Origin of the sequence: Pseudomonas sp. NMI542_15, from assembly GCF_021283425.1 — a bacterium.
GTDB lineage: Bacteria > Pseudomonadota > Gammaproteobacteria > Pseudomonadales > Pseudomonadaceae > Aquipseudomonas > Aquipseudomonas fortuita.
This window is the reverse complement of record NZ_JAJSRO010000001.1, coordinates 696,148-718,105: the sequence shown is the minus strand read 5'-3', so window position 1 is coordinate 718,105 and position 21,958 is coordinate 696,148. Positions and strand designations below refer to the sequence as shown.

The following is a 21,958-nucleotide window of genomic DNA, read 5'->3' as shown; positions in this document are numbered from 1 at the left end:
AGGCGCAGGTCGGTGGTGACGATGGCTGGCAGGTTCAGCGATACGGTCTGCAGGCCGCCATCGATTTCACGGGTGACATTCAGGTTGTCGCCGGCGACTTCCACCTTGGAGGCGAAGGTGCCCTGGGCGTAGCCGGTCAGCGCAGCCAGCATCTGGCCGGTCTGGTTGTTGTCGCTGTCGATGGCCTGCTTGCCAAGGATGACCAGCTGAGGCTGCTCCTTGTCGACAACGGCTTTCAGCGCCTTGGCCACCGCCAGGGAGTTCAGCTCGTCAGCGGCTTCTACCAGGATGGCACGGTCGGCACCCAGGGCCAGGGCGGTACGCAGTTGCTCCTGGGCAAAGGTCGGGCCGACGGAAACGACAACGATCTCGGTCGCAACGCCTTTTTCCTTCAGGCGTACGGCCTCTTCCACGGCGATTTCGCAGAAGGGGTTCATGGACATCTTGACGTTAGTAAGGTCGACGCCGGAGTTGTCCGCCTTGACGCGAACCTTGACGTTGTAGTCGACCACTCGTTTGACGCTTACCAGTATCCTCATAAGCTCTCCAGTCATTGATATTGCGAACGCGGGGCAGCGGGTGTCTGACAATGACGGTAACGTAGGGAATGTGCGGGTGGATCGTCCGTTTCAACTAGTTGATCGGCGATTGTGCGCCAGTGCTCAGGTTTCAGGCATACGCAGAAAGGCGCGAAGGGGCGGCCAGGTGTTGATAGGTCCGCCAGAGCAGCACGATCGGTATGACGATGGTAAGGCTGACCAGCAGCAGGGCGTAGCGCAGCGACTCGTCCACCAGCACTGGCATCAGTACATCGCTCAGTAGCCCGGTTGCCAACGGGCCGATACCGACTCCGCACAAGGTCGAGATAATGGTCTGCAGGGCGACGGCAGTCGCCCTGCGGTGGGCGGGCACCAACTGGGTCAACAACGAGAAGCAGGGGCCGACCCACCATACCGAGAAAAAGCTGCCCAGCGCACACCAGAGCATCGCGCTGGGTACCGGAACTGCACCCGCATGCAGCAGGATGTCACGTGGCCAAAGCAGGTAGATGATCAATGCGCAATTGCCGAGCACATGGCCGATGAGCGGAATGCCGATTTGCCAATGCTGGCTCCTGATCACCAGGCGGTCGGTCAGCCATCCACTGAACAACGCCCCTAGCCCGGCAAAGGTGCCGCCTACCAAGCCGGCCAGAAGGCCCGCGTAGTGCAAGGGCAGGTCATGCGATCGCACCAGGAAGCTGGCATTCCACATGGCAAAGGCATAGGCGCTGAAGGTGGTAATGCCGCAAGCCAGCACCAGGCAACGGTAGGCAGGCTGTGCCATGAGTGCCCGCGCACTGCCCAGCAGGCTTTGTATGGGCGGTGCGCCCTGGCTGGCGTGGCTATGGGGGAGGTCGAAGCGACCCCGTACCGGGTCGCGCATCACAAAGGCAAACACCGCGCTGATCAGCAGGGAAGGCAGGGCGACAGCAAAAAAAGCGCTGCGCCAGCCATATTGGTCGACCACCCAGGCGCCGGCACTAAGGGCAACGATGGTCGAAAACGTCGGCGCGGCGGTGTAGCAACTGATGGCAAAAGAACGCCGGTGCGGTGGGTAGATATCGGCAATGATCGACATCGAGGTCGAGGTGCTTGGTGACTCGAAGACTGCTACCGCCATGCGTGCGATCACCAGCATCGCAAAGCTGGTGGACAGGCCGCAGGCCACCGTTGCCAGCGCCCACAACGAGCAGGTAATGGCCAGCAGGCGTGTGCGTGACAGGCGATCGGCCAGGCGCCCGGCTGGCAGGCCCAGCAGCACATAGACGGCAGCGAAGGCCAGGCCCGAAACCAGGCCCATGGCGGTGTCGCTGGCACCGAACTCTTGTTTGAGCGGTTCGATCATCACGGCAATGATCTGCCGCCCGACAAAGTTGTCGGCGTACATCATCGCGAGCACAAACAGCAGACCATGGCTGCGCCAGCCGATGGGTTGAGGGTGCGTACTGCTCATGGATGACTCCCGGTCAAACCGCAGAGATGGGCAATGGCCCAAGCTGTGCCTGGGCCCCGTGAAGCGGTCAGGCGCTGGCTTGGCGTTGCTTGGCCAGGGTCATCGCGGTGTCTTCGATCATGTCTTCCTGGCCGCCGACCATGCCGCGCCGGCCCATTTCGACAAGAATTTCCCGCGCCGGGACGCCGTACTTTTTTTCAGCGCGCTTGGCAAACAGCAGGAACGAGCCGTAGACACCCGCATAGCCCATGGTCAGGGCATCGCGATCGCTGCGGATCGGGAAGTCCATGATCGGCACCACCAGGTCCTCGGCAACGTCCTGGATACCAAACACACTCACGCCAGTTTCAATGCCCATGCGGTCGCAGACGGCCACCAGCACTTCCATGGGGGTATTGCCAGCACCCGCGCCCAAGCCTGCGCACGCGGCATCGATACGGGTGGCGCCAGCGGCAATGGCCGCGATCGAGTTGGATACGCCCATCGACAGGTTGTGATGGCCATGGAAGCCGATTTCAGTCTCGGGCTTGAGCGCTGCACGCAGCGCCGCGACCCGCGCGCTGACGTCGTGGGGCAGCAGGTAGCCGGCCGAGTCGGTGATGTAGATGCAATTGGCCCCGTAGCTCTCCATCAGCTTGCCCTGGGTGGCCAGGCCTTGCGGGCTGTTCATATGGGCCATCATCAGGAACCCGACGCTGTCCATGCCCAGCTTGCGGGCCGCGCCAAGGTGCTGTTCGGACACGTCTGCTTCCGTGCAGTGAGTGGCGACGCGAATCGTGCTGACGCCCAGTTCGTAGGCCATCTGCAGGTGATCGACCGTGCCGATGCCCGGTAGCAGCAGTGCGGAGACCTTGGCGTTTTTCATCAGCGGGATGACCGCCGACAAATACGCCTCGTCGCTGTGCGCCGGAAAACCATAGTTCAACGAACTGCCACCCAGGCCATCGCCATGGGTCACCTCGATCAACGGCACACCGGCGGCGTCGAGGCCACAGGCAATGTCTTTCATTTGCTGCAGGGTGATCTGGTGGCGTTTGGGGTGCATGCCGTCACGCAGGCACATGTCGTGGACGGTGATGGATTTGCCGTGAAGGTCCATGGTGCGCTCCTTAGGCGATGGCAGGTTGTGGGCTGCTGGCACGCAGGGTCAGCTCGCCTTTGAGCATCGCTTCGGCAAACATCTCGGCGGTGCGCGCGGCGGCGGCGGTCATGATGTCGAGGTTGCCGGCATATTTGGGCAGATAGTCGCCCAGGCCTTCGACTTCCATGAAAATCGACACCCGGTTACCGTCGAACACCGGGCCGTTGACCAGCTTGTAGCCGGGCACATAGCGCTGGACTTGCTTGATCATGTCGGCAATCGCGGCGGTGATGGCTGCCTGGTCAGGCTCGGTTTCGGTCAGGCAGTGCACGGTGTCACGCATGATCAGCGGCGGCTCGGCGGGGTTGACGATAATGATTGCCTTGCCCTTTTTTGCGCCGCCAACCTGTTCCACGGCCGCAGCGGTGGTACGGGTGAATTCATCGATGTTCTTGCGTGTGCCTGGGCCGACCGATTTCGAGGCCGCCGTGGCAATGATCTCGGCATAGGCCACCGGCTGCACGCTGGACACCGCGGCCACCAGCGGGATGGTCGCCTGGCCGCCACAGGTCACCATGTTGACGTTCATCGCGCCCAGGCCTAGGTTGTGCTTGAGATTGACCGGTGGCACGCAGTAGGGGCCGATGGCTGCTGGCGTCAGGTCGATCATCAGCACACCCAAGGCATTGAGCTTGCGGCTGTTTTCGGCATGCACATACGCGGAGGTAGCATCGAAGGCGATCTGGATGCCGTCTTCCATTACATGCGGTAGCAGGCCGTCGACGCCCTCGCTGGTGGTCTTCAGGCCCAGCGCGGCGGCGCGGGCCAGGCCTTCGGAGGTGGCGTCGATACCCACCATCCAGACGGGCTCCAGTACTTCACTGCGCTTGAGCTTGTACAGCAGGTCGGTACCGATGTTGCCGGGCCCGATGAGGGCGCATTTTATCTTTTTACTCATGGCATTGTTCTCGATCAGAAGAAGGAACGGCCGCAGGCTCAGGGCACGAAGTTCAGGTGCATCTCGCCCATGCCGCTCAGCGACAGGCTGACGAAGTCACCCGGTGCGACCGGTACCAGTGGCGCAAGGGCACCGGACAGAATGATTTCGCCCTTGCGAAACGGGATGCCCAGTCGGCCCAGGGTGTTGGCCAGCCAGGCCACGGCGGCGCAGGGGTGGCCTTGCACCGCCGAGCCCAGGCCGCTGCCCACCGGCAGGCCGTTTTTGAACAGGTGCAACTGGACCTCGGCCAGGTCCAGTTCACGCGGATCGACGCGCTGCTGGCCCAGGGCGAAAACACCGCATGAAGCGTTGTCGGCAACGGTGTCCTGAATGCGGATCTGCCAGTTCTCGATACGCGAGTCGACAATTTCGAAGCACGGCATAACCCACTCGCTGGCCGCCAGCACATCGTTGGCGGTGATATCGGTACCTTGCAGGTCTTCGCCCAGTACAAAGGCAATCTCGCCTTCGGCCCGTGGCTGCACAAGATGGTGGGCAGCAAAGCTGATGTCGCTGCCATCGGCAACCTGCATACGGTCGGTTAGAAAACCAAAATCGGGCTGATGCACATCGAGCATTTCTTGCACGGCGCGGCTGGTCACCCCGATTTTCTTGCCGATCACTTGCTCGCCCACCGCTTCGCGACGCGCCAGAAATCGCCGGGAGATCTGGTAGGCGTCGTCAAGGCTGATGGCCGGGTAACGTTGGGTCAGCGGGGGCAGGCTCTGGCGTGCGTTCAGGGCATGGAACAGCTCGTCGCCCAGTGTTTCAATCAGTTGCGCATCCATAGGGAGGTCGCTCTGTGGCAAGTGGATAACAGGCCGGGCCAGCTGCAGGCACGCCCGGCAAAAAGGCCTCAACCCGGCCAGACACTGGAATCGGCGCCGCCATCGACATCGATGATCTTGCCGGTGACCCAGGCCGAGGCGGGGCTTGCCAGGTAAAGGGCCGCGGCGGCGATGTCCTCTGGTTGCCCCAGGCATTTGAGCGGGGTGTTGCTTTCCATCGTTTTGCGCATGGCATCGGGCATGACCCCGGCCAGGGCGTCGGTCAGGATTGGCCCTGGCGCCACCGCATTGACCCGGATCTGCGGCGCAAACTCTTGTGCCAGCAGGCGCGTCAGGTGAGTCAGGGCAGCCTTGGCGGTGCCATAGGCGCTGAAATGGCGCTGGGCATAACGGGCGGCGACCGAGGTAATGTTGATGATGTTGCCGCCCCCGGCGTCGCGCATCAGGGGTACGCAGAGCTGTGAAAGGGCATAGGCGGCGCTGACGTTGAAGCTCAACACCTGCTCGAAGTCTTGCGGGCTCATCTTCAGCGGGTCATTGGGGCCGCCGCCCCCGGCATTGTTGACCAGATGGGTGATGCGCCCCAGCTGTTCGGCGGCGTTGGCGACCAAGGCGCAGCGCTGTTCGCTGTCGGTGACATCGCAGCTCAGGGCCAGGGCGCGCCGCCCTCGGCTGCGTACCTCTTCGGCGACGGCCTCGACATCTGCCAGCGAACGGGCGCTGCAGACTACATCAGCGCCAGCATCGGCGTAGGCCAAGGCAATGGCGCGACCGATGCCGCGGCCGCTGCCGGTGACAATGGCGACACTGCCAGTGAGGTTGAAGCGTTGCAGAATGCTCATGGCTGTCCTTATTGTTCTAATGGTTCAGGGAAGACACAGTGCTTAGCGCGGCGCCCACAGGTCCGGCAAGCCCGGGTCGGAGGTGGCGATCAGGCGCTTGAGCAACACCTTGAGTGCCTGGCTATCACCGGCGCCAAGACGGGCAGCGATATCCTCCTCGACGGCTTTGGCCAGGGCCACCTCCTGCAGCGAAGCCTCCCGCCCGTCGGCTGTGAGCACATAGCGGACCTGCTCATTATCAAGCTCACGGGCGACCAGGTTCTGGCGTTCCAGGAAGCGCATGCTGGTGGCGCTGACCACATGGCCGGTGTAGCCGACGAAGGCGTTGATCTCGTCCAGGGTCAGGTTGTCCCGAATGCACAGGGTGGAGAGAATGAAGAACGCGTGTTCATCGAGCTGCTGGTTCTTCAGCAGGCGGCGCAGTGCAAACAGCATCTGGTAGTGCGAGCGCCCGAGCAGGTAGCCGAGCAAGTCTTCGGTGTAACTGCACTCGGGCGGTGGCGGGGTAGTTGCCAGGCGCAGTTCGTTGCGCGGCTTGCGCATCGCCAGAGCGTACTGGCCACTCTGGAAGGCCAGGGGCGCGCGGTCGCTATGGTCGAAAGCGAGCACTTCGCCGACGAAGATGACATGGTCGCCGCCTTCATACTGGAAGGCTGTGCGGCATTGGAAGCGCGCCGTACAGTCTTGCAGCAGCGGTGCCTCGCTGATACCTGTGTCGAGCTGGATTTCGGAGAACTTGTCTTCACCCTGGCGGGCAAAGCGGCCGGACAGCGTTTCCTGCTCCGTCGACAAAACGTGCACGTTCCAGTGGCGACCACCGCTGAACACCGGCAGACTGCGGGCATTCTTGGACAGACTCCAGAGCACCAGAGGTGGGTTGAGCGAGACCGAGTTGAAGCTGTTGGCCGTGATGCCAACGGGCGAGCCGTCTTCGGCCTTGGTAGTGATGATGGTCACTCCCGTGGTAAAGGTGCCGAGCGCGGCGCGAAACGCTTGAGGGTCGAAACAGGCGGGCGTTGCCATGATGGGCCTCATGGAATGAGTGTGCGTGCTGGCAGTATTCCCAGCGTCACGGGGCTTTGCATCGTCTCAACGGACTAACGTTTTTGGCTCGATCGTCCACTTGGACGAGGCGGTCTCCGGGGTCTGGGGCTAGTTTGCGGGGCAGGGCGTCGTGCAACGACGGCCATGGTGGGCACAGAGGCGACATGCTGGCCCTTGTTCAGTTGAGGAGGCACCAATGAGTTGTGCAAATTCTTCCGTCGACATGCTGTCGGCCTTGCTGCGTGAACAAAAGGCTGCGTTCAACGCTCAAGGGGCTGTCACTGCCGTGGCCCGCCGCGCGCGGATCCAGCGGGTGATCGACATGCTGGTGGCGCACCACGAAGCGCTGGCCGAGGCGATGGATGCGGACTTTGGCGGCCGGCCCCAGGGTTTTTCGTTGATGAATGATGTGCTGGGTTCGCTCGGGTCCCTCAAGCACGCGCGCGACCACCTCGAAGGATGGATGCAGGATGAGCCGCGGCCCGTCTTCAGCCCTTACGATCAGCTGGGCGCCGAGGCCTGGGTGATGTATCAGCCCAAGGGTACGGTGGGCATTCTGGGCACCTGGAACGCCCCCCTGTATACCTTGCTCAGCCCCCTGGGTTCGGCGTTGGCGGCGGGTAACCGGGCGATCCTCAAGCCTTCGGAGGTGGTGCCACGCACTGCTGCGCTGGTGGCGAAGCTGTTTGCCGAGGCGTTCGATCCGCTCGAAGTGGCTGTGGTCACCGGTGGCGCGGACCTGGCCCAGGCCTTCACCGCACAGCCGTTCGACCACCTGGTGTTTACCGGCAGTACCGCGGTGGCCAGGTCCGTGATGCGTAACGCGGCCGAACACCTGGTGCCGTTGACGCTGGAACTGGGCGGAAAGTCGCCGGTCATCGTCGCCCGCAGCGCCGACCTGGGCACCGCAGCGTTTCGTATTGCGCTTTCCAAGACCACCAACAGTGGCCAGGTCTGCATCAACCCGGACCTGGTCTACGTGCCACGCGAGCAGCTGGAAACCTTTCTTGAGGCCTTTGCCAGCGCTTACCGCCAGTTCATCCCTGAGGTGAGCGACAACCCGGACGTGGTCGCGGTGGTCAATGCCCAACACCTGTCCCGTGTTGAAAACCTGGTTCAGCAGGCGCTTCAAGCCGGTGCCCGGGTAGTGAGCCTGCCCTACGCGCAAGCGGCTGATGAGCAAAACCGCCGCCGACCGCTGCAACTGGTGATCGACCCGCCGCAAGGCAGCCTGATTCTGCATGAAGAAATCTTCGGCCCGGCAATGGTGGTTCTGCCTTTTGATGAGGTTGATCAGGTCATCGCTCAGATCAACGCCCGCCCGCGGCCTTTGGCCCTTTACTACTTTGGCAGCGACGCCAAGGAGCAGCGCCAGGTGCTGGAGCACACATTGTCCGGCGGTGTCACCCTCAACGATGTGATGATGCATGCCGCCTTGCATGATGCCCCGTTCGGTGGGGTTGGCGGGTCAGGCATGGGCCACTACCACGGTCGCGAAGGCTTTATCGAGTTCAGCCACCTGCGCACAGTACTCAAGGCGCCCGAGCATGATCCGCGCGGTGAATGGGGCCTGCTACCGCCTTACAGCGAACACTTCCTGGCCGCGATGAAAGCGCAGATCACCCCGGACTGATCGGGGAAACCGGCGCGCTGAGCGAATCGAACAGACACAATAAAAAACGGAATTCTGCACATGGAAAAAAACGCATTGCCACTGGCCGACACGCTTGCCCCAGCGGGTGCCGACGCCGCTGACGGATGGCCGCGCCGGCAGGTGCTCAAGGCCGGCGCGGTGGCGCTGGGCGTCGGGCTACTGGGGCGCTTTGCCGATGCCCGGGCCGCAGGCGGCTTGTCGGCCAGCGATTACCTGGGCCTGGATGCCTGGGCCATGGCCAAGGGCTTGCAGGCCGGCCACTTCAGTGCCGAAGACTTGCTCGGCGCAGCATTCGCCCGTTGTGACCTGGTCAACCCGAAGATCAACGCAGTCAACATGCGCCATGACGATTATGCCCGCGCGTTGCTGGCGGCCAGGCAGAAGGCCGGCACCCTGACCCAGGGCTCGCTGGCGGGCGTGCCGATCCTGCTCAAGGACCTCAACACCTACTTGCAGGGCACGACCACCAGCAACGGCAGCCGGCTGTTCAAGGACGCGCCCCCTTCGAGCGTTACCAGCACCTTGATCCGCCGTTATGAAGCCGCCGGGGCAGTGCCTTTTGGTAAAGCCACCAGCCCGGAGTTCGGCCTGACCACCACCACCGAGTCGTTGGCATGGGGGCAGACCCGCAACCCCTGGAATCTGGCGTTGAGCTCGGGTGGTTCGTCCGGTGGTTCCGCCGCGGCGGTTGCCGCCGGTATCGTCCCGGTCGCCCATGCCACCGACGGTGGCGGCTCGATCCGGATCCCGGCGTCCTACTGCGGGCTGGTCGGCCTCAAGCCGACACGCTACCGCACGCCGAGCGGGCCGGCCCGCCTGGAAGGCTCGTTTGGCGCCAGTGTCGCCAACATGGTCTCGCACAGCGTGCGCGATACCGCGTTGTTTCTTGATGCCGGTCAGGGTCACGAACCAGGGAGCCCGTACTGGAGCTCACCGCTGGTACGTCCCTACGTCGAGGAGCTGGGCCGTGACCCGGGCCGTTTACGGGTTGCACTGGTGCGGGAATCGCTGACCGGGGCACCGCTGGACCCGGCGATTGCCAAGGTTCTGGAGGACACCATCAAGCAACTGCTGGGCCTTGGCCACGAAGTGGAAGAACTGCGCTTGCCGATTCAGGCCCAGCAGCTGTTCGGCGCCCACGGCGTTGCCATCGGCAACTCCTTGCTGGTCACGGTCAATGACCGGGAGAAAGCCCTGGGCCGCGCGTTGGGGCCGCAGGATCTGGAAAGCATCACCTTTGGTGTGCTGGAGCGTGCAGCGAAAGCCACGGGTGAGGGGGTAGTGCGTGCCCGGCATGCGTTCGAAGACATCAGCATGGCCATGGAACAGCAGTTCGAGCGCTTTGATGTGATCCTTTCGCCGGTCACCGCCAGCCTGACGCCGGCCCTGGGCGAGCTCTCGCTCAACCAGCCTTACGAAAGTTACGCCCGCAAGGCCATGGGCAGTGCCGCGTTTACCGTGCTGGCCAACGTCAGCGGCCAGCCGGCTATTTCCTTGCCGTTGGGCATGAGTGACAGCGGCCTGCCAGTGGGCATGATGTTCACCGCTCGCCTGGGCGGGGAAGACGTGCTGCTGCGCCTGGCCTCGCAGCTGGAGCAGGACCGCCCGTGGGCCGCCAGGCGCGCCGCGATCTGAGCCTGAAAGGCGCCAGGGACGGCGCCGTACCGTGTTTCCCTAGTCCGCTTTGACGATGAATATTCGCCTGCTGCATTCGATCATCAACCAAGACTCGCGCAACCGCGCAACGAGATTGGGAGAACGAACGGATGGACAGCATGCGAGTAAGAACGCCGGAAGAAATCGAACTGCTTGAACACGCCCGGCGCCTGGTGCCCGCCCTCAAAAGCCGCACCGCGCGCGCTGACCGCGAGTTCCGGGTACCGGACGAAACCATCTTCGAATTGCAACAGGCCGGCTTGTTGCGGGCCTTGCAACCACGTGCGTTTGGCGGCTACGAGGTCGATCCGCGGACGTTTTTCGAAATCCAGATGATCCTCGCCGAGGGCTGCATGTCCACAGCGTGGATTTATGGCGTGATGGGCGTACACCCCTGGCAGCTGGCGCGCTACCCGATCGAGGCCCAGCGCGATGTATGGGGCCAGGACCATACCACCCTGATCTCGTCCACCTACATGCCCGTGGCCAAGGTAACCGTGGTCGAAGGCGGTTATCGCATCAGTGGTCGCTGGGGCTTTTCCAGCGGCAGCGAACACTGCCAATGGTGCTTCCTTGGCGGGGTGCTGCCCGCCGATGGCGACCGTGCAGCGGAGCACGGCACCTTCCTGATCCCGCGCAGCGACTACCGTATCGAGCACAACTGGGACGTGCTGGGCCTGCGCGGCACCGGCAGCCACGACATTGTGGTCGAAGATGCCTTCGTGCCGGCACACCGCGTGCAACGCACCAATAACTGCACGCTGGACGCGACGCCAGGACGCCTGGTGAACACCAATCCGATTTATGCCATTCCTTTCGCCCAGGTGTTCACGCGCGCTGTGTCCTCATCGGCCATCGGTGCCTTGCAGGGGGCGATCAACGAATTTCGTGCCAATGCCGCTGCGCACATCGGCAAGCACGGCATGAAAACCGCCGATGACCCGGTGGCGCAAACCACCGTTGCCGAGGCGACGGTCATCGTCGACAGCCTGCGGCTGGTACTGGAGCGGAACTACGCGCACCTGATGGCGCTGGCCGAAGCGGGTGAGTACCCGGATGTGGAAACCCGTCTGCTGTACCGCTACCAATCCTCCTATGTCACCAATATCTGCGCCGAGAAGGTCAACGAACTGCTGCGCTGCATGGCCGCTTCCGGGCTTTATAACACCAACCCCGTGGCGCGCCTGTTCCGCGACCTGCACCAGGCACGTGGGCATATCGCCAACAACTACATGGCCTTCAGCCGCAGCCTTGGCGCCGTGCAACTGGGCCTGCCCAACCCTGATCCTTACGTATGAGCCGTGCCCGGGCCTAGCTGCAGGCCCGGGTATGCGCACCCCTGGCCGGCACGCCGGGAAATTTCCGATCACAGCCAAGGCACAACAACAATGACAGCTAAAGCTCAGCCTGTTTCACACTACGACGTGATCGTCGTCGGCTCCGGTGCCGGTGCGATGACCTCGGCGCTGTTTGCTGCCGAGCAGGGTCTATCGGTACTGGTTGTCGAGAAAAGCGACAAGTTCGGCGGTACGTCGGCGATCTCCGGCGGCGGCATCTGGATTCCCAATAACCACTACTTTGCCGCCAAAGGCGGTGGCGACAGTGTGGAGCTGGCCCTGCAGTACCTCAAAGCTGCCACCGGTGAGCATGGCGATGACAAGCGCTTGCGTGCCTACGTCAAGCACGCGCCGCAGATGATCCGGGCCCTGGTGGACAACAGCCATGTGCGTTACGCCGTGGCGGCGAAGTACCCGGACTACTATCCGCAACTGCCAGGCTCGCTGGCCGGGGGGCGCACCCTCGACCCGGAACTGTTCGATACCAGCCTGCTCGGTGATGAACTGGCCAACCTGCGCACACCGTCACCCTCGACACTGCTGATGGGGCGCATCGCCTGGACCGCCCGGCACGCGCACAAGGCCATGTCGCGCTCCTTTGGCTGGCGCCTGCTGATTCTCGGCCTGATGCTGCGCTACAAGCTCGACTTCAAATGGCGCCGCAAAAGCCGGCGCGACCGCCGCGCGGCCTTGGGCAGTGCGCTGGTTGCGTCGCTACGCCGCTCGTTGATGGACCGCAACATCCCACTGTGGTTGAACACCGACTTTCAGAACCTGATCACCGATAACGGCCGGGTCATTGGCATGCAGGTTTGTCGTGACGGGCAGACGCTGCAGCTGCATGCCCGCCATGCGGTGATCTTCGGCTCCGGGGGGTTTGAACAGAACCAGGCTTTGCGCGAGCGCTACCTACCACAGCCCACCCTGCGTGACTGGAGCGCCACGCCACCGGGCAACAACACCGGTGCTGCGTTGCAAGCCGGTATCGAACTGGGTGCGGCGACCGCCCTGATGGATTGGGCCTGGTGGGCGCCGACCATTACCGTGCCCGGCGAAGAAAAACCCCGTGGGATATTTGCCGAGCGGGCGTTCCCTGGTGCCATCGTGGTCAACAGCCTGGGCCGGCGCTTTGTCAATGAGGCAGCGCCGTACCTGGAATTTGTCGACGCCATGTACCGCGACAACCAGCACACCGGCGGCAAGTCGATCCCATCCTGGGTGATCTTCGACGGCCATTTTCGCTTCAACTACGCCATGGGGCCGTTGATGCCGGCCCAGGTCATGCCCGACAGCCGACTGCGCAAGGAATGGCTCAATACCTTGTATTTCAAGGCTGACAGCCTGGCGGCGCTGGCGGCGCAGATCGGCGTCGACCGCGCAGGGCTCGAGCAGACCGTGCAGAAGATGAACGCCTACGCCCGCAGCGGCGTCGATGCCGACTTCGGCCGTGGCGGTAACGTGTTCGACCGTTATTACGGCGACAGCAACGTCAAACCCAACCCGTGCCTGGCGCCCCTGAGCAAGGGGCCGTACTACGCGATGCGCCTGGACGCTGGCGATATCGGCACCAAAGGTGGGCTATTGACCAACGAACACGCCCAGGTTGTGAGCCAGGACGGCGAGGTCATTCCTGGCCTATATGCCATTGGCAACTGCTCGGCGTCGGTCATGGGCACCAGCTATCCCGGTGCGGGCGGCACCCTGGGGCCGGCCATGACGTTCGGCTATATCGCGGCCTATCACATTGCTGCCAACCGTTGAGGAATTGCCATGCCAGCCGCTGTCAAATCGACATGTACCGATATCCAGCCGGCATTGCAGGTGGCCGATGCCGACGCCATGCTCTGGGATGACCACTGTGATGTGCTGGTGATCGGCTGGGGGGCGGCCGGTGCCTGCGCCGCCCTTGAGGCCCGCGCCCAGGGTGCTGACGTGCTGGTCGCCGACCGTTTTACCGGCGGCGGTGCCAGTGCCAAAAGCGGTGGCGTGGTTTACGCCGGCGGTGGCACCCGCCAGCAGCAGGCCGCTGGGTTCAGCGACACGCCCGAAGCGATGTTCGCCTATCTCAAGCACGAAACCCAGGGTGTGGTCGACGATGCTACCTTGCGGCGGTTTTGCCAGGACAGTGCCAGCAACCTGGCCTGGCTGGAGGGGCATGGCGTGCCCTATGCCCACAGCATGCCGCCCGGTGGCAAAACCTCGTATCCAGCCGATGGCCAGTTTCTGTATTACTCCGGCAATGAGCTGGTGCCGTCGCACCGAAGCGAGTTGCCGCCGGCCCCGCGTGGCCATCGCACGGTAGGCAGGGGCCAATGTGGCGCGGTGCTGTACGCGCAGCTGAAGGCGGCTTGCCTGCGCAACGGTGTGCGGCCGCAAGTTCAGTCCGCTGCCCGGCGTCTGGTGAGGGATCACACGGGCAGGGTCGTCGGCGTGGAACTGTGGTGCCTGCCGGCCGGCAGTGCCCAGGCTCGGTTGCATGCCAAATTGGCTGCGCGTGCCGAACGGCTGCAGAACTTTGCCCCGCGCTACTGCGATACCTTGCGCAAACGCGTGCACCAGCTGGAACTCGACTTTGCCCGGCCGCGGCTGGTACGCGCCCGGCGTGGCGTAGTGCTGAGCACCGGTGGCTTCATCTTCAACCGCGAGATGGTCAGCGAGCATGCCCCCAAGTTTCGCCGCAACTTCAAAGTCGGCGCGACCGGCTGCGATGGCAGTGGCGTACGCCTGGGCGTGAGTGTCGGTGGGGTCAGCGACCGACTGCAGCGGGTGTCGGCCTGGCGCTTTATCAACCCACCGTTGTGCTGGCCCAAGGGCATTGTGGTCAACACCCTCGGGCAGCGCTTCGTCAACGAAGAAGTCTACGGCGCCACCCTGGGCCAGCCCCTGTGTGAAGAGCAGGGCGGCAAGGCCTGGCTGGTGCTGGACGCACGCCTGCGCAAGCAGTCGATCAAGCAAGCGCTGTTCGACGGTTACTGGTGGTTCCAGAGCTTGCCGGCATTGCTGCTGATGCTGCGCGGTGTGCGCAAAGGCCAGAGCATCGAGCAGTTGGCCCAGGCCACGGGCGTGCGCGCGGATGTATTGCGCAGCGCATTGCAAGCCTACAACACAGCTGCCCGGGGGGACGCCGAGGATGCCTTTGGCAAGTCGCAAAGCAGCCGTCAGGTACTCGACCAGGGCCCTTACTATGCCTGTGACATCTCTGTCAGCAACCCCTTGTTCCCCCTTGGGGCGTTGACCCTGGGCGGCCTCAAGGTCAATGAAGACAGCGGCGCGGTGCTGGGCCCTGAAGGCCTGCCAATACCCGGTTTGTACGCCGCCGGCCGTACCGCCATCGGCATTCCCTGCCATTTGTACGTCAGCGGCCTGTCGCTGGCCGATTGTGTGTTTTCCGGGCGACGTGCCGGACGGTCGTTGACGGCGGCCACGGCTGACATCGAAATCGAACCCAGCGAGCAATTGATATGAGCCTGGATTACCTGTCAGTACGTGTAACCCGCGTGATTGAAGAGACTGCCGACAGCCGCTCCCTGGAGTTCGAGGTGCCAGAAGCGCTTGCCGAGCGCTTGCGCTATCGACCAGGGCAATTCCTGACCTTGCGTGTGCCTCACCAGGGGGGGTGGTTGCCGCGTTGTTACTCTCTGTCGAGCACGCCACTGCTCGATGAGCCATTGCGGGTCACGATCAAGCGGGTGCGCGATGGGCGCGCCTCGAACTGGCTCTGTGACGCCGTGCAGGCGGGCGATACCTTGCAGGTGCTGGCGCCGGCCGGGGTGTTTGTGCCGCGCCAGCTGGACACCGACCTGCTGCTGTTCGGCGGCGGCAGTGGCATCACCCCGGTGCTGTCCATCCTGCGCTCGGCGCTGTTGGCGGGCACTGGGCGTATTCTGCTGATCTACGCCAACCGCGACGAAGCGTCGGTGATATTCCGTGACTCGCTCAAGGCCCTGGCCAGGGCGCACCCACAGCGCCTGCAAGTGATCCACTGGCTCGACTCGGTGCAGGGCATTGCGTCGGTGAGCCAGTTGGCCGAACTGGCGCGCCCGTTCGCGAGTGCCGAGGCGTTCATCTGCGGCCCCGGACCGTTCATGGATGCTGCCGTCGCTGCCCTGCAGACGTTAGGCATGCCGAGTGCGCAGGTCCATGTCGAGCGCTTTGTCTCGCTGCCCGAAGAGGGCGAAGTCGCAGTGCCGGCAGCTGTCGATACCCGCCGCCCGAGCAGCCAGCTTTCGGTGCGCCTGGACGGTGAAGAGTTCGAGGTGCCCTGCGCCGAAGGTGAAACCCTGCTTAACGCCATGCGCCGGGCCGGCCTGAGCCCGCCAAGTTCTTGTCTGGTCGGCTCCTGTGCAACCTGCATGTGCACGGTCGAACGGGGTGAGGTGCAGATGTTGCGCAACGATGCCCTTGACCAGCAGGAGATAGACCAGGGCTGGACGCTGGCTTGCCAGTCCCTGGCCCGCAGCGAGCACCTGCGGGTGCTCTTTCCCGAATAACCCGATGGCGAGTTTGTCACTATGACTGCATGTTCAGCATTACCGGGCAGCGTGCATGCCTGGAACCTGTTGCCTTTGTCGATTCCTGCTTTGTTGTTCGCCAGTGCTGAACGCTTTGCCGGTCGGGCAGCGATCGAGGAAGACGGCATTGCGACCGATTACCGGGATTTGCCCGGGTTGGCACTGGGTGTCTGCCGCAGCCTGATGGCACTGGGGATCAAGGCGGGCGACCGCGTGGCGATCTGGGCACCCAATTGCCGCGACTGGGTGATCGCCGCCTTGGGCGTGCATTGCGCGGGGGCTGTGCTGGTACCGATCAATACCCGCATGAAAGGCGCCGAGGCGGCCGATATTCTGGCGCGCAGCCAGGCGCGGGTGCTGTTGACGCAAGGGGTATTTCTGGGGCTGGACTACCCGGCCATGCTGGCGCCGCTACGTCCGGCCAGCCTGGAACAGCTGGTGGTGTTCGGTACACAGCCGCCTCAGGCGGCCAGCGACCTGGATTGGGCCAGTTTTCTCGCCAGGGGCGAGTCTGTCAGTGAGCTGCAAGCCCGCCAGCGTGCGGTGGCGGTGGGCCCGCGGGACTTGTCCGACTTGCTGTTTACCTCCGGCACCACCGGCAAACCCAAGGGTGTGATGAGTGCCCATGGGCAGAACCTGCGGGCATACAACGAATATGTGCGGGTCATTGGCCTGCAGCCGGGTGATCGTTACCTGATCATCAACCCGTTTTTTCATGCCTTTGGCTACAAGGCCGGTTGGCTAACCTGCATGCTGGCTGGCGCGACTATCCTGCCGCATGCGGTGTTCGATGCCGAAGCGGTGTTCCAGCGCATTGCCGCCGAGCGCATAAGCGTGCTGCCAGGGCCGCCCACGCTGTACTTGTCGATGCTGGCCCACCCGCGCCTGGCCCAGACTGATCTGTCCAGCTTGCGCATCGCTGTGACTGGTTCATCGACGATCCCGCCGGTGCTGATCGAGCGCATGCGGCGGGAGCTCGGAGTCGACGTGGTGACCACCGCCTATGGGCTGACTGAGTGTGGCGGCCTGGCGACCATCTGCAACCCGGATGACCCTGCCGACATCGTTGCCGGCACCAGCGGCCGGGCCATCGATGGCACTGAAGTGTGCATTCGTTCGGCAGATAATCAACCGGTGGCCACGGGCGTGTCAGGAGAAATCTGCCTGCGCGGTTTTCATGTGATGCAGGGGTATTTCAATGACCCGCAAGCGACGGCGCAGGCCATTGATGCCGAGGGCTGGCTACACACGGGCGACATCGGCAATCTGGATGTGCATGGCAACCTGCAAATTACCGACCGCCTCAAGGATATGTTCATTGTCGGCGGCTTCAACTGCTATCCGGCAGAGATCGAGGCGGGTTTGATCGAGCATCCGGCCATCGCGCAGGTGGCGGTGATCGGCGTTGCGGATGAGCGCATGGGGGAGGTGGGGTGTGCCTGCGTGGTATTGCGTGCAGGCCAGCACCTGGATGAGCCGTCTCTGATCGCCTGGGCCAGAGAGCGGATGGCCAACTACAAAGTGCCGCGACAGGTTCGGTTCTTTGAAGCGTTGCCGGTGAATGCCTCGAACAAGGTGGTCAAACCTGAGCTGCGTGCGGCGGTTCTGCAGGGCGAGGGCGGGCTGGCCTGGCGATGAGGCCCCCATTGATCAACCCCGCAGGCCGTAGGAATATCGCGTAGCGACGTAGCAGAGAGGGGGCCCGGAGTGCAGCGTAGGGCCCCTGGAGCGTTCCGTGGTGCTGGGCCGGCCCCATCAGTGCCCTTCAAACCGGGCAGGCCGCTTATCAATGAATGCCTGCATGCCTTCCTTCTGGTCACGTGAGGCAAACAACAACGCATTGGCCTTGCGCTCCAGCGCCAAACCCGCTTCCAGCGGTGCATCCATCCCCGCAAGAATCACCTCTTTGATCTGCTCGGCAGCCAACGGCGGCATTGCCGCAACCATCTGCGCCAATTTCAAGCCGTGGGCGAGCACCTGATCATCGGCCACCACCTCACTGACCAGCCCCGCAATCCAGGCCTCTTCAGCCGTGATCGGCTGGCCGGTCAGCGCCATCCGCATTGCCTTGGCCTTGCCGACCGCCCGCACCAACCGCTGGGTGCCGCCAATCCCGGGCATGATCCCGATCTTGATTTCCGGCTGGCAGAAGCGTGCACTCTGCCCGGCAACAATGATATCGGCGAGCATCGCCAGCTCGCAGCCACCGCCATAGGCGTAACCGCATACCGCCGCGATCACAGGTTTGGGGCAGTGCTGGATCGGCGCCCAGACCCGCTCGGTGTGGCGCTGATAGATATCAATGGGACCCACCCCGGCCAGGCTGTTGATATCGCCCCCGGCGGCGAACACCTTGTCGCCGCCGGTCAGCAGAATGCAGCGCACATCAGCATTGCTCCCCAGCTCAATGAAGTAGTGCGACAGCAGCGCCTGTAGCTCCAGGCTCAGGGCATTGGTGGCGTGCGGGCGGTTGAGCCGCACCAGGGCGACACCTGGGGCCGGGTACTCCAGCAGCACCGACGCGGTAACTGAATCGGACATGATCAACCTCTGGCAGTAGGCACCGCAGAGCGGGCGCCATTGCGCGGATTGTTGCCAGCGCGGCGCCACGCTTCATCGTCCGTTCAGACGACGTGGTCGAGCAGTTTTGTCCCTAGAGTGGCCCTCAACACAAGCATGAGGAGCGTGCCATGAGTGGTCACTCGGGACTGGATTACAACGGCAAGGTGGTACTGGTCACCGGCGGTACCAAAGGCATTGGCGCTGGCATTGCCCGCAGCTATCTGGCCGCCGGGGCCAAGGTGATCGTGTGTGGGCGCAACCTGCCTGAGCAATTGCCGAGCGTGGCTCAGGGCCAGGCGGACTTCATCGCCGCCGACGTGCGCGACCAGGCCTCCTTGCAAGGCCTGTTTGAGAGCATCCGCAGCAAATACGGCCGCCTCGATGTGCTGGTCAACAACGCGGGCGGCAGCCCCTCGGCCGACGCCGCTAGCGCCTCGCCGCGTTTTCATGAGGGGATTATCCGCCTCAACCTGATTGCACCGCTCAATGTCGCCCAGCAAGCCAACCTGCTGATGCAGGCCCAGGCCGACGGCGGTTGCATCGTGTTTATTGGCAGCATCAGCGGCCTGCGTGCCTCGCCCGGCACAGCGGCGTACGGCGCGGCCAAGGCCGGCGTGCTGGCCCTGGTGCAGTCGCTGGCGGCGGAGTGGGCGCCAAAGGTGCGGGTGGTGGCGGTAAGCCCAGGCCTGGTGCGCACCGAGCTTGCCCATCTGCACTATGGCGACGCGCAAGGTATCGCTGCGGTCAGCGCCGGTATCCCGGCCGGGCGCATGGCGGTGCCCGAGGACATCGGCAACGCCTGCCTCTATATCGCTTCACCGCTGGCCACTTACGCCAGCGGTTGCAACCTGTTGCTGCATGGCGGTGGTGAACGCCCGGCTTATCTCGGTGCGGCGCAGGCTACCCCGCACTGATCGACCCACGTCGGCGTTGCGTTGCGGGCGCCGCTTTGAACACGCAGGAGACGAACTTGGCTGATCCAGAATTGCTATCCAAAGTGCGCGCCCTGGTTGGGCGCCAATACGGCCGTGTAAACGCCTGGGACGAGGTCAACGCGCCAATGATTCGCCAGTGGTGCGAAGTCATCGGCCTTGAAAACCCGCTCTACACCGACCCTGTGGCAGCTGCCAACAGCAGCAATGACGGCATCATCGCGCCGCCACCCATGCTGCAGATCTGGTGCATGGAAGGCTTTCACATCAATAACTACGCACCAGGCTCGACCACCGAAAACCCCTATGAAGTGCTCGGTGTGATTGAAAGCTATGGCTACCCGTCGGTGGTGGCGGTGAACTCTGAGCTGACCTTCGAGCGCAACCTGCGCCTGGGCGAAAAGCTCTACTACACCACCCGCCTGGACTCGGTCGGCGAGGAAAAGACCACCGGCCTTGGCACTGGCTTTTTTGTCACCCTGGTCATGAGCTACTTCTCGCAGCAGGCCACGGGCGACGAAAAAGTCGGCGAGCTGTTGTTCCGGGTGTTCAAGTTCCGCCCGGCCAACGCGCACAAGGTCCAGGGGCAGCCCCAGGCCGTGGCCGAGCCGGCGCAGGCGAAGCGTCCGGCGCCCGGCGTCAGCGACGACACGCGGTTTTTCTGGGACGGCTGCAAGGAAGGCAAGCTGTTGATCCAGCGCTGTACGCAGTGCCGCACCTTGCGCCATCCGCCGGCACCGGTGTGCATCGAGTGCCATGGCTTCGACTGGGATACCCAGCAGGCCAGCGGCAAGGGCCGGTTGTACTCCTTCGTAGTGATGCACTACCCGCAGGTGGCACCGTTCGATCATCCCAACCCGATCGGTCTGATCGAACTGGACGAGGGCGTACGCCTGATCGCCGGCCTGGTTGGCGTCAAACGTGAAGACATCAGCATTGACCAGCGTGTGGAGGTCGAGTTTCAGACCTTCGACGACGACCTGGCGCTGCCGATGTTCCGTCCATCGGCACAGTAGGGGGCACCATGGATTTTGAACTCAGCGAAGAGCAGCGTGCCATCGCCGAAATGGCGGGCAGCCTGATGAGCGACTACTGCACCGACGAGCGCCTGCGTGACTGGGACCTCTGCGGGCAAGCCTATATGCAAGACCTGTGGCACAGCTGCGTACAAACCGGCCTGCATGCCCTGGCTATCCCCGAAGCTGCTGGTGGCAGCGGGCTGGGCATGACCGAGCTGGTGCAGATCCTCGATGCCCAGGGCGGTGCCCTGGCGCAAGTGCCGTTGTGGCGTCACCAATTGGCCGCGACCACCCTCGCCGAGTTCGGCGACAAGGCCCTGGCACCATGGGTGGAACAGGCTGTGGCGGGCTCAGGCTTGCTGACCCTGAGCCTCGATGGCCTGAACACGGTGCGCGGCATCGAGCTCGAGGCCAGCGCCGAAGAGGGCGGGTGGCGCCTCGATGGCCGGGTTGCGGCACTCGCGTTGGCCGAGCAGTCGGTGGCAGCGCTGGTACTGGCCCGGGTGATGGGGCAGCCACGGCTGGTTCTGGTAGACCTTGGACAGTCGGGCATCAGCCGGGTAGCGGGGGTCATGACCCACGGCGAAGCCATTGCTGACCTCAGCTTCAGCGGCGTCACCCTGAACAATCTGCAGGTGCTGCCCGCCGCGGCCCTGGATTGGCTGGCACCGCGTGCAATTGCCTCCCTGGCGGCCTTGCAGTTGGGCGTCAGCGCCGAGCAGGTGCACCGCACCGTCGCCTATGTCAGCGAGCGTCAGCAATTCGGCCGCTGTATCGGGAGCTTCCAGGCCGTGCAAATGAGCATGGCCGACACCCATGTGCACCTGGAGGTGTTGCGCAGTGCCCTGTGGCAATTGTGCTACCGCCTCGACGCCGGTCTGCCGGCCCCTTCGCAGGCCTTGGCCACCGCGTACCTGGCGTGCGAAGCCGGGCACCGCATCGGCCACACCGCACAGCATGTGCATGGCGGCATCGGCGTCGACCTGACGTACCCGATCCATCGCTTTCTCTACTGGAGCCGCGCCCTGAGCAGCGCATTGGGAGGGTCGTCGATGATCCTGGAGCGTCTGGGCGACTGGTTGAGCGATAACACTACCTTGGGATGGAAATATGACCTCGATGAACACCAAGCGCTTTGAAGACGTGCGCCCTGGCGAGCAACTGCCCGAGCTGACGATCCCGATCACGGTTGGCCTGATTGCCGGTGGGGCGATAGCCACACGCGACTACTTTCCCGGTCACCATGACCTGGACGCGGCGCGCGAGCTGGGTTCGCCCCATATCTTCATGAACATCCTGACCACCAACGGCCTGGTGCAACGCTTCATCGAGCAGTGGAGCGGCCCGCAGGTTCAGTTCCGTACGCTGAAAATAAAACTGGGCGCGCCAAACTACCCCGGCGACAGCATGACTCTCAGCGGCGAAGTGACCCATCAGGATGCGGCTACGCGCAGCCTGGAAGTGACCCTCAAGGGCAAAAACTCCATGGGCAATCACGTGACCGGCACGGTCGCGCTGGTTCTGCCTTGATCCGCGG

The 21,958-nt window shown here is 63.6% G+C and carries 19 protein-coding genes; 11 read left to right on the top strand and 8 right to left on the bottom strand.

Going from position 1 to position 21,958, the window contains the following annotated elements; genetic code table 11:
- The 7 genes from LU684_RS03230 to LU684_RS03200 all read right to left on the bottom strand — a co-directional run.
- Positions 1-539, bottom strand: a 539-nt coding sequence (locus LU684_RS03230) for an electron transfer flavoprotein subunit beta/FixA family protein (RefSeq protein ID WP_102689677.1), incomplete at its 3' end; no start/stop codon positions are given.
- Positions 540-669: 130 nt separating this feature from the next.
- Positions 670-1,995 (bottom strand): spinster family MFS transporter, encoded by a 1,326-nt coding sequence (locus LU684_RS03225; protein ID WP_023049028.1) that lies wholly within the window; start codon positions 1,993-1,995, stop codon positions 670-672.
- A 67-nt stretch (positions 1,996-2,062) separates the two neighbouring features.
- Positions 2,063-3,094, bottom strand: a complete 1,032-nt coding sequence (gene dmpG / locus LU684_RS03220; protein ID WP_016486811.1) for a 4-hydroxy-2-oxovalerate aldolase — start codon at positions 3,092-3,094, stop codon at positions 2,063-2,065.
- 10 nt (positions 3,095-3,104) lie between these two features.
- Positions 3,105-4,034, bottom strand: coding sequence for an acetaldehyde dehydrogenase (acetylating) (locus LU684_RS03215; RefSeq protein WP_016486812.1), 930 nt, complete (start codon positions 4,032-4,034; stop codon positions 3,105-3,107).
- Between the two features lie 38 nt (positions 4,035-4,072).
- Positions 4,073-4,864, bottom strand: coding sequence for a fumarylacetoacetate hydrolase family protein (locus tag LU684_RS03210; RefSeq protein WP_016486813.1), 792 nt, complete (start codon positions 4,862-4,864; stop codon positions 4,073-4,075).
- Positions 4,865-4,932: 68 nt separating this feature from the next.
- On the bottom strand, positions 4,933-5,706 hold the full coding sequence (locus LU684_RS03205) for a glucose 1-dehydrogenase (protein WP_016486814.1): 774 nt from the start codon (positions 5,704-5,706) through the stop codon (positions 4,933-4,935).
- 42 nt (positions 5,707-5,748) lie between these two features.
- Complete coding sequence (locus LU684_RS03200; protein ID WP_016486815.1) at positions 5,749-6,729, bottom strand: flavin reductase; 981 nt, start codon at positions 6,727-6,729, stop codon at positions 5,749-5,751.
- A 217-nt stretch (positions 6,730-6,946) separates the two neighbouring features.
- Between LU684_RS03200 and LU684_RS03195 the strand changes: the two genes are divergently transcribed.
- The 7 genes from LU684_RS03195 to LU684_RS03165 all read left to right on the top strand — a co-directional run bounded on the left by LU684_RS03195 (position 6,947) and on the right by LU684_RS03165 (position 17,546).
- Positions 6,947-8,383, top strand: coding sequence for an aldehyde dehydrogenase family protein (locus LU684_RS03195; protein WP_031312446.1), 1,437 nt, complete (start codon positions 6,947-6,949; stop codon positions 8,381-8,383).
- A gap of 60 nt (positions 8,384-8,443) precedes the next feature.
- Positions 8,444-10,039, top strand: coding sequence for an amidase (locus LU684_RS03190; RefSeq protein WP_070086825.1), 1,596 nt, complete (start codon positions 8,444-8,446; stop codon positions 10,037-10,039).
- Positions 10,040-10,170: 131 nt separating this feature from the next.
- Positions 10,171-11,358, top strand: a complete 1,188-nt coding sequence (locus LU684_RS03185; protein WP_232894135.1) for an acyl-CoA dehydrogenase family protein — start codon at positions 10,171-10,173, stop codon at positions 11,356-11,358.
- A gap of 90 nt (positions 11,359-11,448) precedes the next feature.
- The gene (locus LU684_RS03180) at positions 11,449-13,158 is read left to right on the top strand and encodes an FAD-dependent oxidoreductase (RefSeq protein WP_016486819.1); all 1,710 of its coding nucleotides are present in this window, start codon (positions 11,449-11,451) and stop codon (positions 13,156-13,158) included.
- Between the two features lie 9 nt (positions 13,159-13,167).
- Positions 13,168-14,862, top strand: a complete 1,695-nt coding sequence (locus LU684_RS03175) for an FAD-binding protein (RefSeq protein ID WP_232894134.1) — start codon at positions 13,168-13,170, stop codon at positions 14,860-14,862.
- Positions 14,859-15,887, top strand: a complete 1,029-nt coding sequence (locus LU684_RS03170; RefSeq protein WP_016486821.1) for a ferredoxin--NADP reductase — start codon at positions 14,859-14,861, stop codon at positions 15,885-15,887. Before LU684_RS03175 ends, LU684_RS03170 begins: the two co-directional genes overlap by 4 nt.
- A gap of 21 nt (positions 15,888-15,908) precedes the next feature.
- The gene (locus LU684_RS03165; RefSeq protein WP_031312600.1) at positions 15,909-17,546 is read left to right on the top strand and encodes a FadD3 family acyl-CoA ligase; all 1,638 of its coding nucleotides are present in this window, start codon (positions 15,909-15,911) and stop codon (positions 17,544-17,546) included.
- Positions 17,547-17,663: 117 nt separating this feature from the next.
- Here LU684_RS03165 and LU684_RS03160 read toward each other — a convergent pair whose 3' ends face one another.
- Positions 17,664-18,449, bottom strand: a complete 786-nt coding sequence (locus LU684_RS03160; protein WP_016486823.1) for an enoyl-CoA hydratase — start codon at positions 18,447-18,449, stop codon at positions 17,664-17,666.
- A 149-nt stretch (positions 18,450-18,598) separates the two neighbouring features.
- Here LU684_RS03160 and LU684_RS03155 point away from each other — a divergent pair, with 149 nt between their 5' ends.
- From LU684_RS03155 to LU684_RS03140, 4 genes are read left to right on the top strand one after another with little or no spacing between them, the layout of a single operon-like run.
- Positions 18,599-19,384, top strand: a complete 786-nt coding sequence (locus tag LU684_RS03155; RefSeq protein WP_016486824.1) for an SDR family oxidoreductase — start codon at positions 18,599-18,601, stop codon at positions 19,382-19,384.
- 56 nt (positions 19,385-19,440) lie between these two features.
- Complete coding sequence (locus LU684_RS03150) at positions 19,441-20,418, top strand: bifunctional MaoC family dehydratase N-terminal/OB-fold nucleic acid binding domain-containing protein (RefSeq protein ID WP_016486825.1); 978 nt, start codon at positions 19,441-19,443, stop codon at positions 20,416-20,418.
- Between the two features lie 8 nt (positions 20,419-20,426).
- Positions 20,427-21,560 (top strand): acyl-CoA dehydrogenase family protein, encoded by a 1,134-nt coding sequence (locus LU684_RS03145; RefSeq protein ID WP_016486826.1) that lies wholly within the window; start codon positions 20,427-20,429, stop codon positions 21,558-21,560.
- Positions 21,532-21,951, top strand: a complete 420-nt coding sequence (locus LU684_RS03140) for a MaoC family dehydratase (RefSeq protein WP_024717895.1) — start codon at positions 21,532-21,534, stop codon at positions 21,949-21,951. The genes LU684_RS03145 and LU684_RS03140 overlap by 29 nt, the downstream gene beginning before the upstream one ends.
- Positions 21,952-21,958 lie beyond the last annotated feature (7 nt).

What these genes read in the sequence shown, in the direction of transcription:
- LU684_RS03225 (WP_023049028.1), bottom strand. Translation starts at nt 1,995, where the DNA reads ATGAGCAGTACGCACCCTCAACCCATCGGCTGGCGCAGCCATGGTCTG.
- dmpG (WP_016486811.1), bottom strand. Translation starts at nt 3,094, where the DNA reads ATGGACCTTCACGGCAAATCCATCACCGTCCACGACATGTGCCTGCGT.
- LU684_RS03215 (WP_016486812.1), bottom strand. Translation starts at nt 4,034, where the DNA reads ATGAGTAAAAAGATAAAATGCGCCCTCATCGGGCCCGGCAACATCGGT.
- LU684_RS03210 (WP_016486813.1), bottom strand. Translation starts at nt 4,864, where the DNA reads ATGGATGCGCAACTGATTGAAACACTGGGCGACGAGCTGTTCCATGCC.
- LU684_RS03205 (WP_016486814.1), bottom strand. Translation starts at nt 5,706, where the DNA reads ATGAGCATTCTGCAACGCTTCAACCTCACTGGCAGTGTCGCCATTGTC.
- LU684_RS03200 (WP_016486815.1), bottom strand. Translation starts at nt 6,729, where the DNA reads ATGGCAACGCCCGCCTGTTTCGACCCTCAAGCGTTTCGCGCCGCGCTC.
- LU684_RS03195 (WP_031312446.1), top strand. Translation starts at nt 6,947, where the DNA reads ATGAGTTGTGCAAATTCTTCCGTCGACATGCTGTCGGCCTTGCTGCGT.
- LU684_RS03190 (WP_070086825.1), top strand. Translation starts at nt 8,444, where the DNA reads ATGGAAAAAAACGCATTGCCACTGGCCGACACGCTTGCCCCAGCGGGT.
- LU684_RS03185 (WP_232894135.1), top strand. Translation starts at nt 10,171, where the DNA reads ATGGACAGCATGCGAGTAAGAACGCCGGAAGAAATCGAACTGCTTGAA.
- LU684_RS03180 (WP_016486819.1), top strand. Translation starts at nt 11,449, where the DNA reads ATGACAGCTAAAGCTCAGCCTGTTTCACACTACGACGTGATCGTCGTC.
- LU684_RS03175 (WP_232894134.1), top strand. Translation starts at nt 13,168, where the DNA reads ATGCCAGCCGCTGTCAAATCGACATGTACCGATATCCAGCCGGCATTG.
- LU684_RS03170 (WP_016486821.1), top strand. Translation starts at nt 14,859, where the DNA reads ATGAGCCTGGATTACCTGTCAGTACGTGTAACCCGCGTGATTGAAGAG.
- LU684_RS03165 (WP_031312600.1), top strand. Translation starts at nt 15,909, where the DNA reads ATGACTGCATGTTCAGCATTACCGGGCAGCGTGCATGCCTGGAACCTG.
- LU684_RS03160 (WP_016486823.1), bottom strand. Translation starts at nt 18,449, where the DNA reads ATGTCCGATTCAGTTACCGCGTCGGTGCTGCTGGAGTACCCGGCCCCA.
- LU684_RS03155 (WP_016486824.1), top strand. Translation starts at nt 18,599, where the DNA reads ATGAGTGGTCACTCGGGACTGGATTACAACGGCAAGGTGGTACTGGTC.
- LU684_RS03145 (WP_016486826.1), top strand. Translation starts at nt 20,427, where the DNA reads ATGGATTTTGAACTCAGCGAAGAGCAGCGTGCCATCGCCGAAATGGCG.
- LU684_RS03140 (WP_024717895.1), top strand. Translation starts at nt 21,532, where the DNA reads ATGACCTCGATGAACACCAAGCGCTTTGAAGACGTGCGCCCTGGCGAG.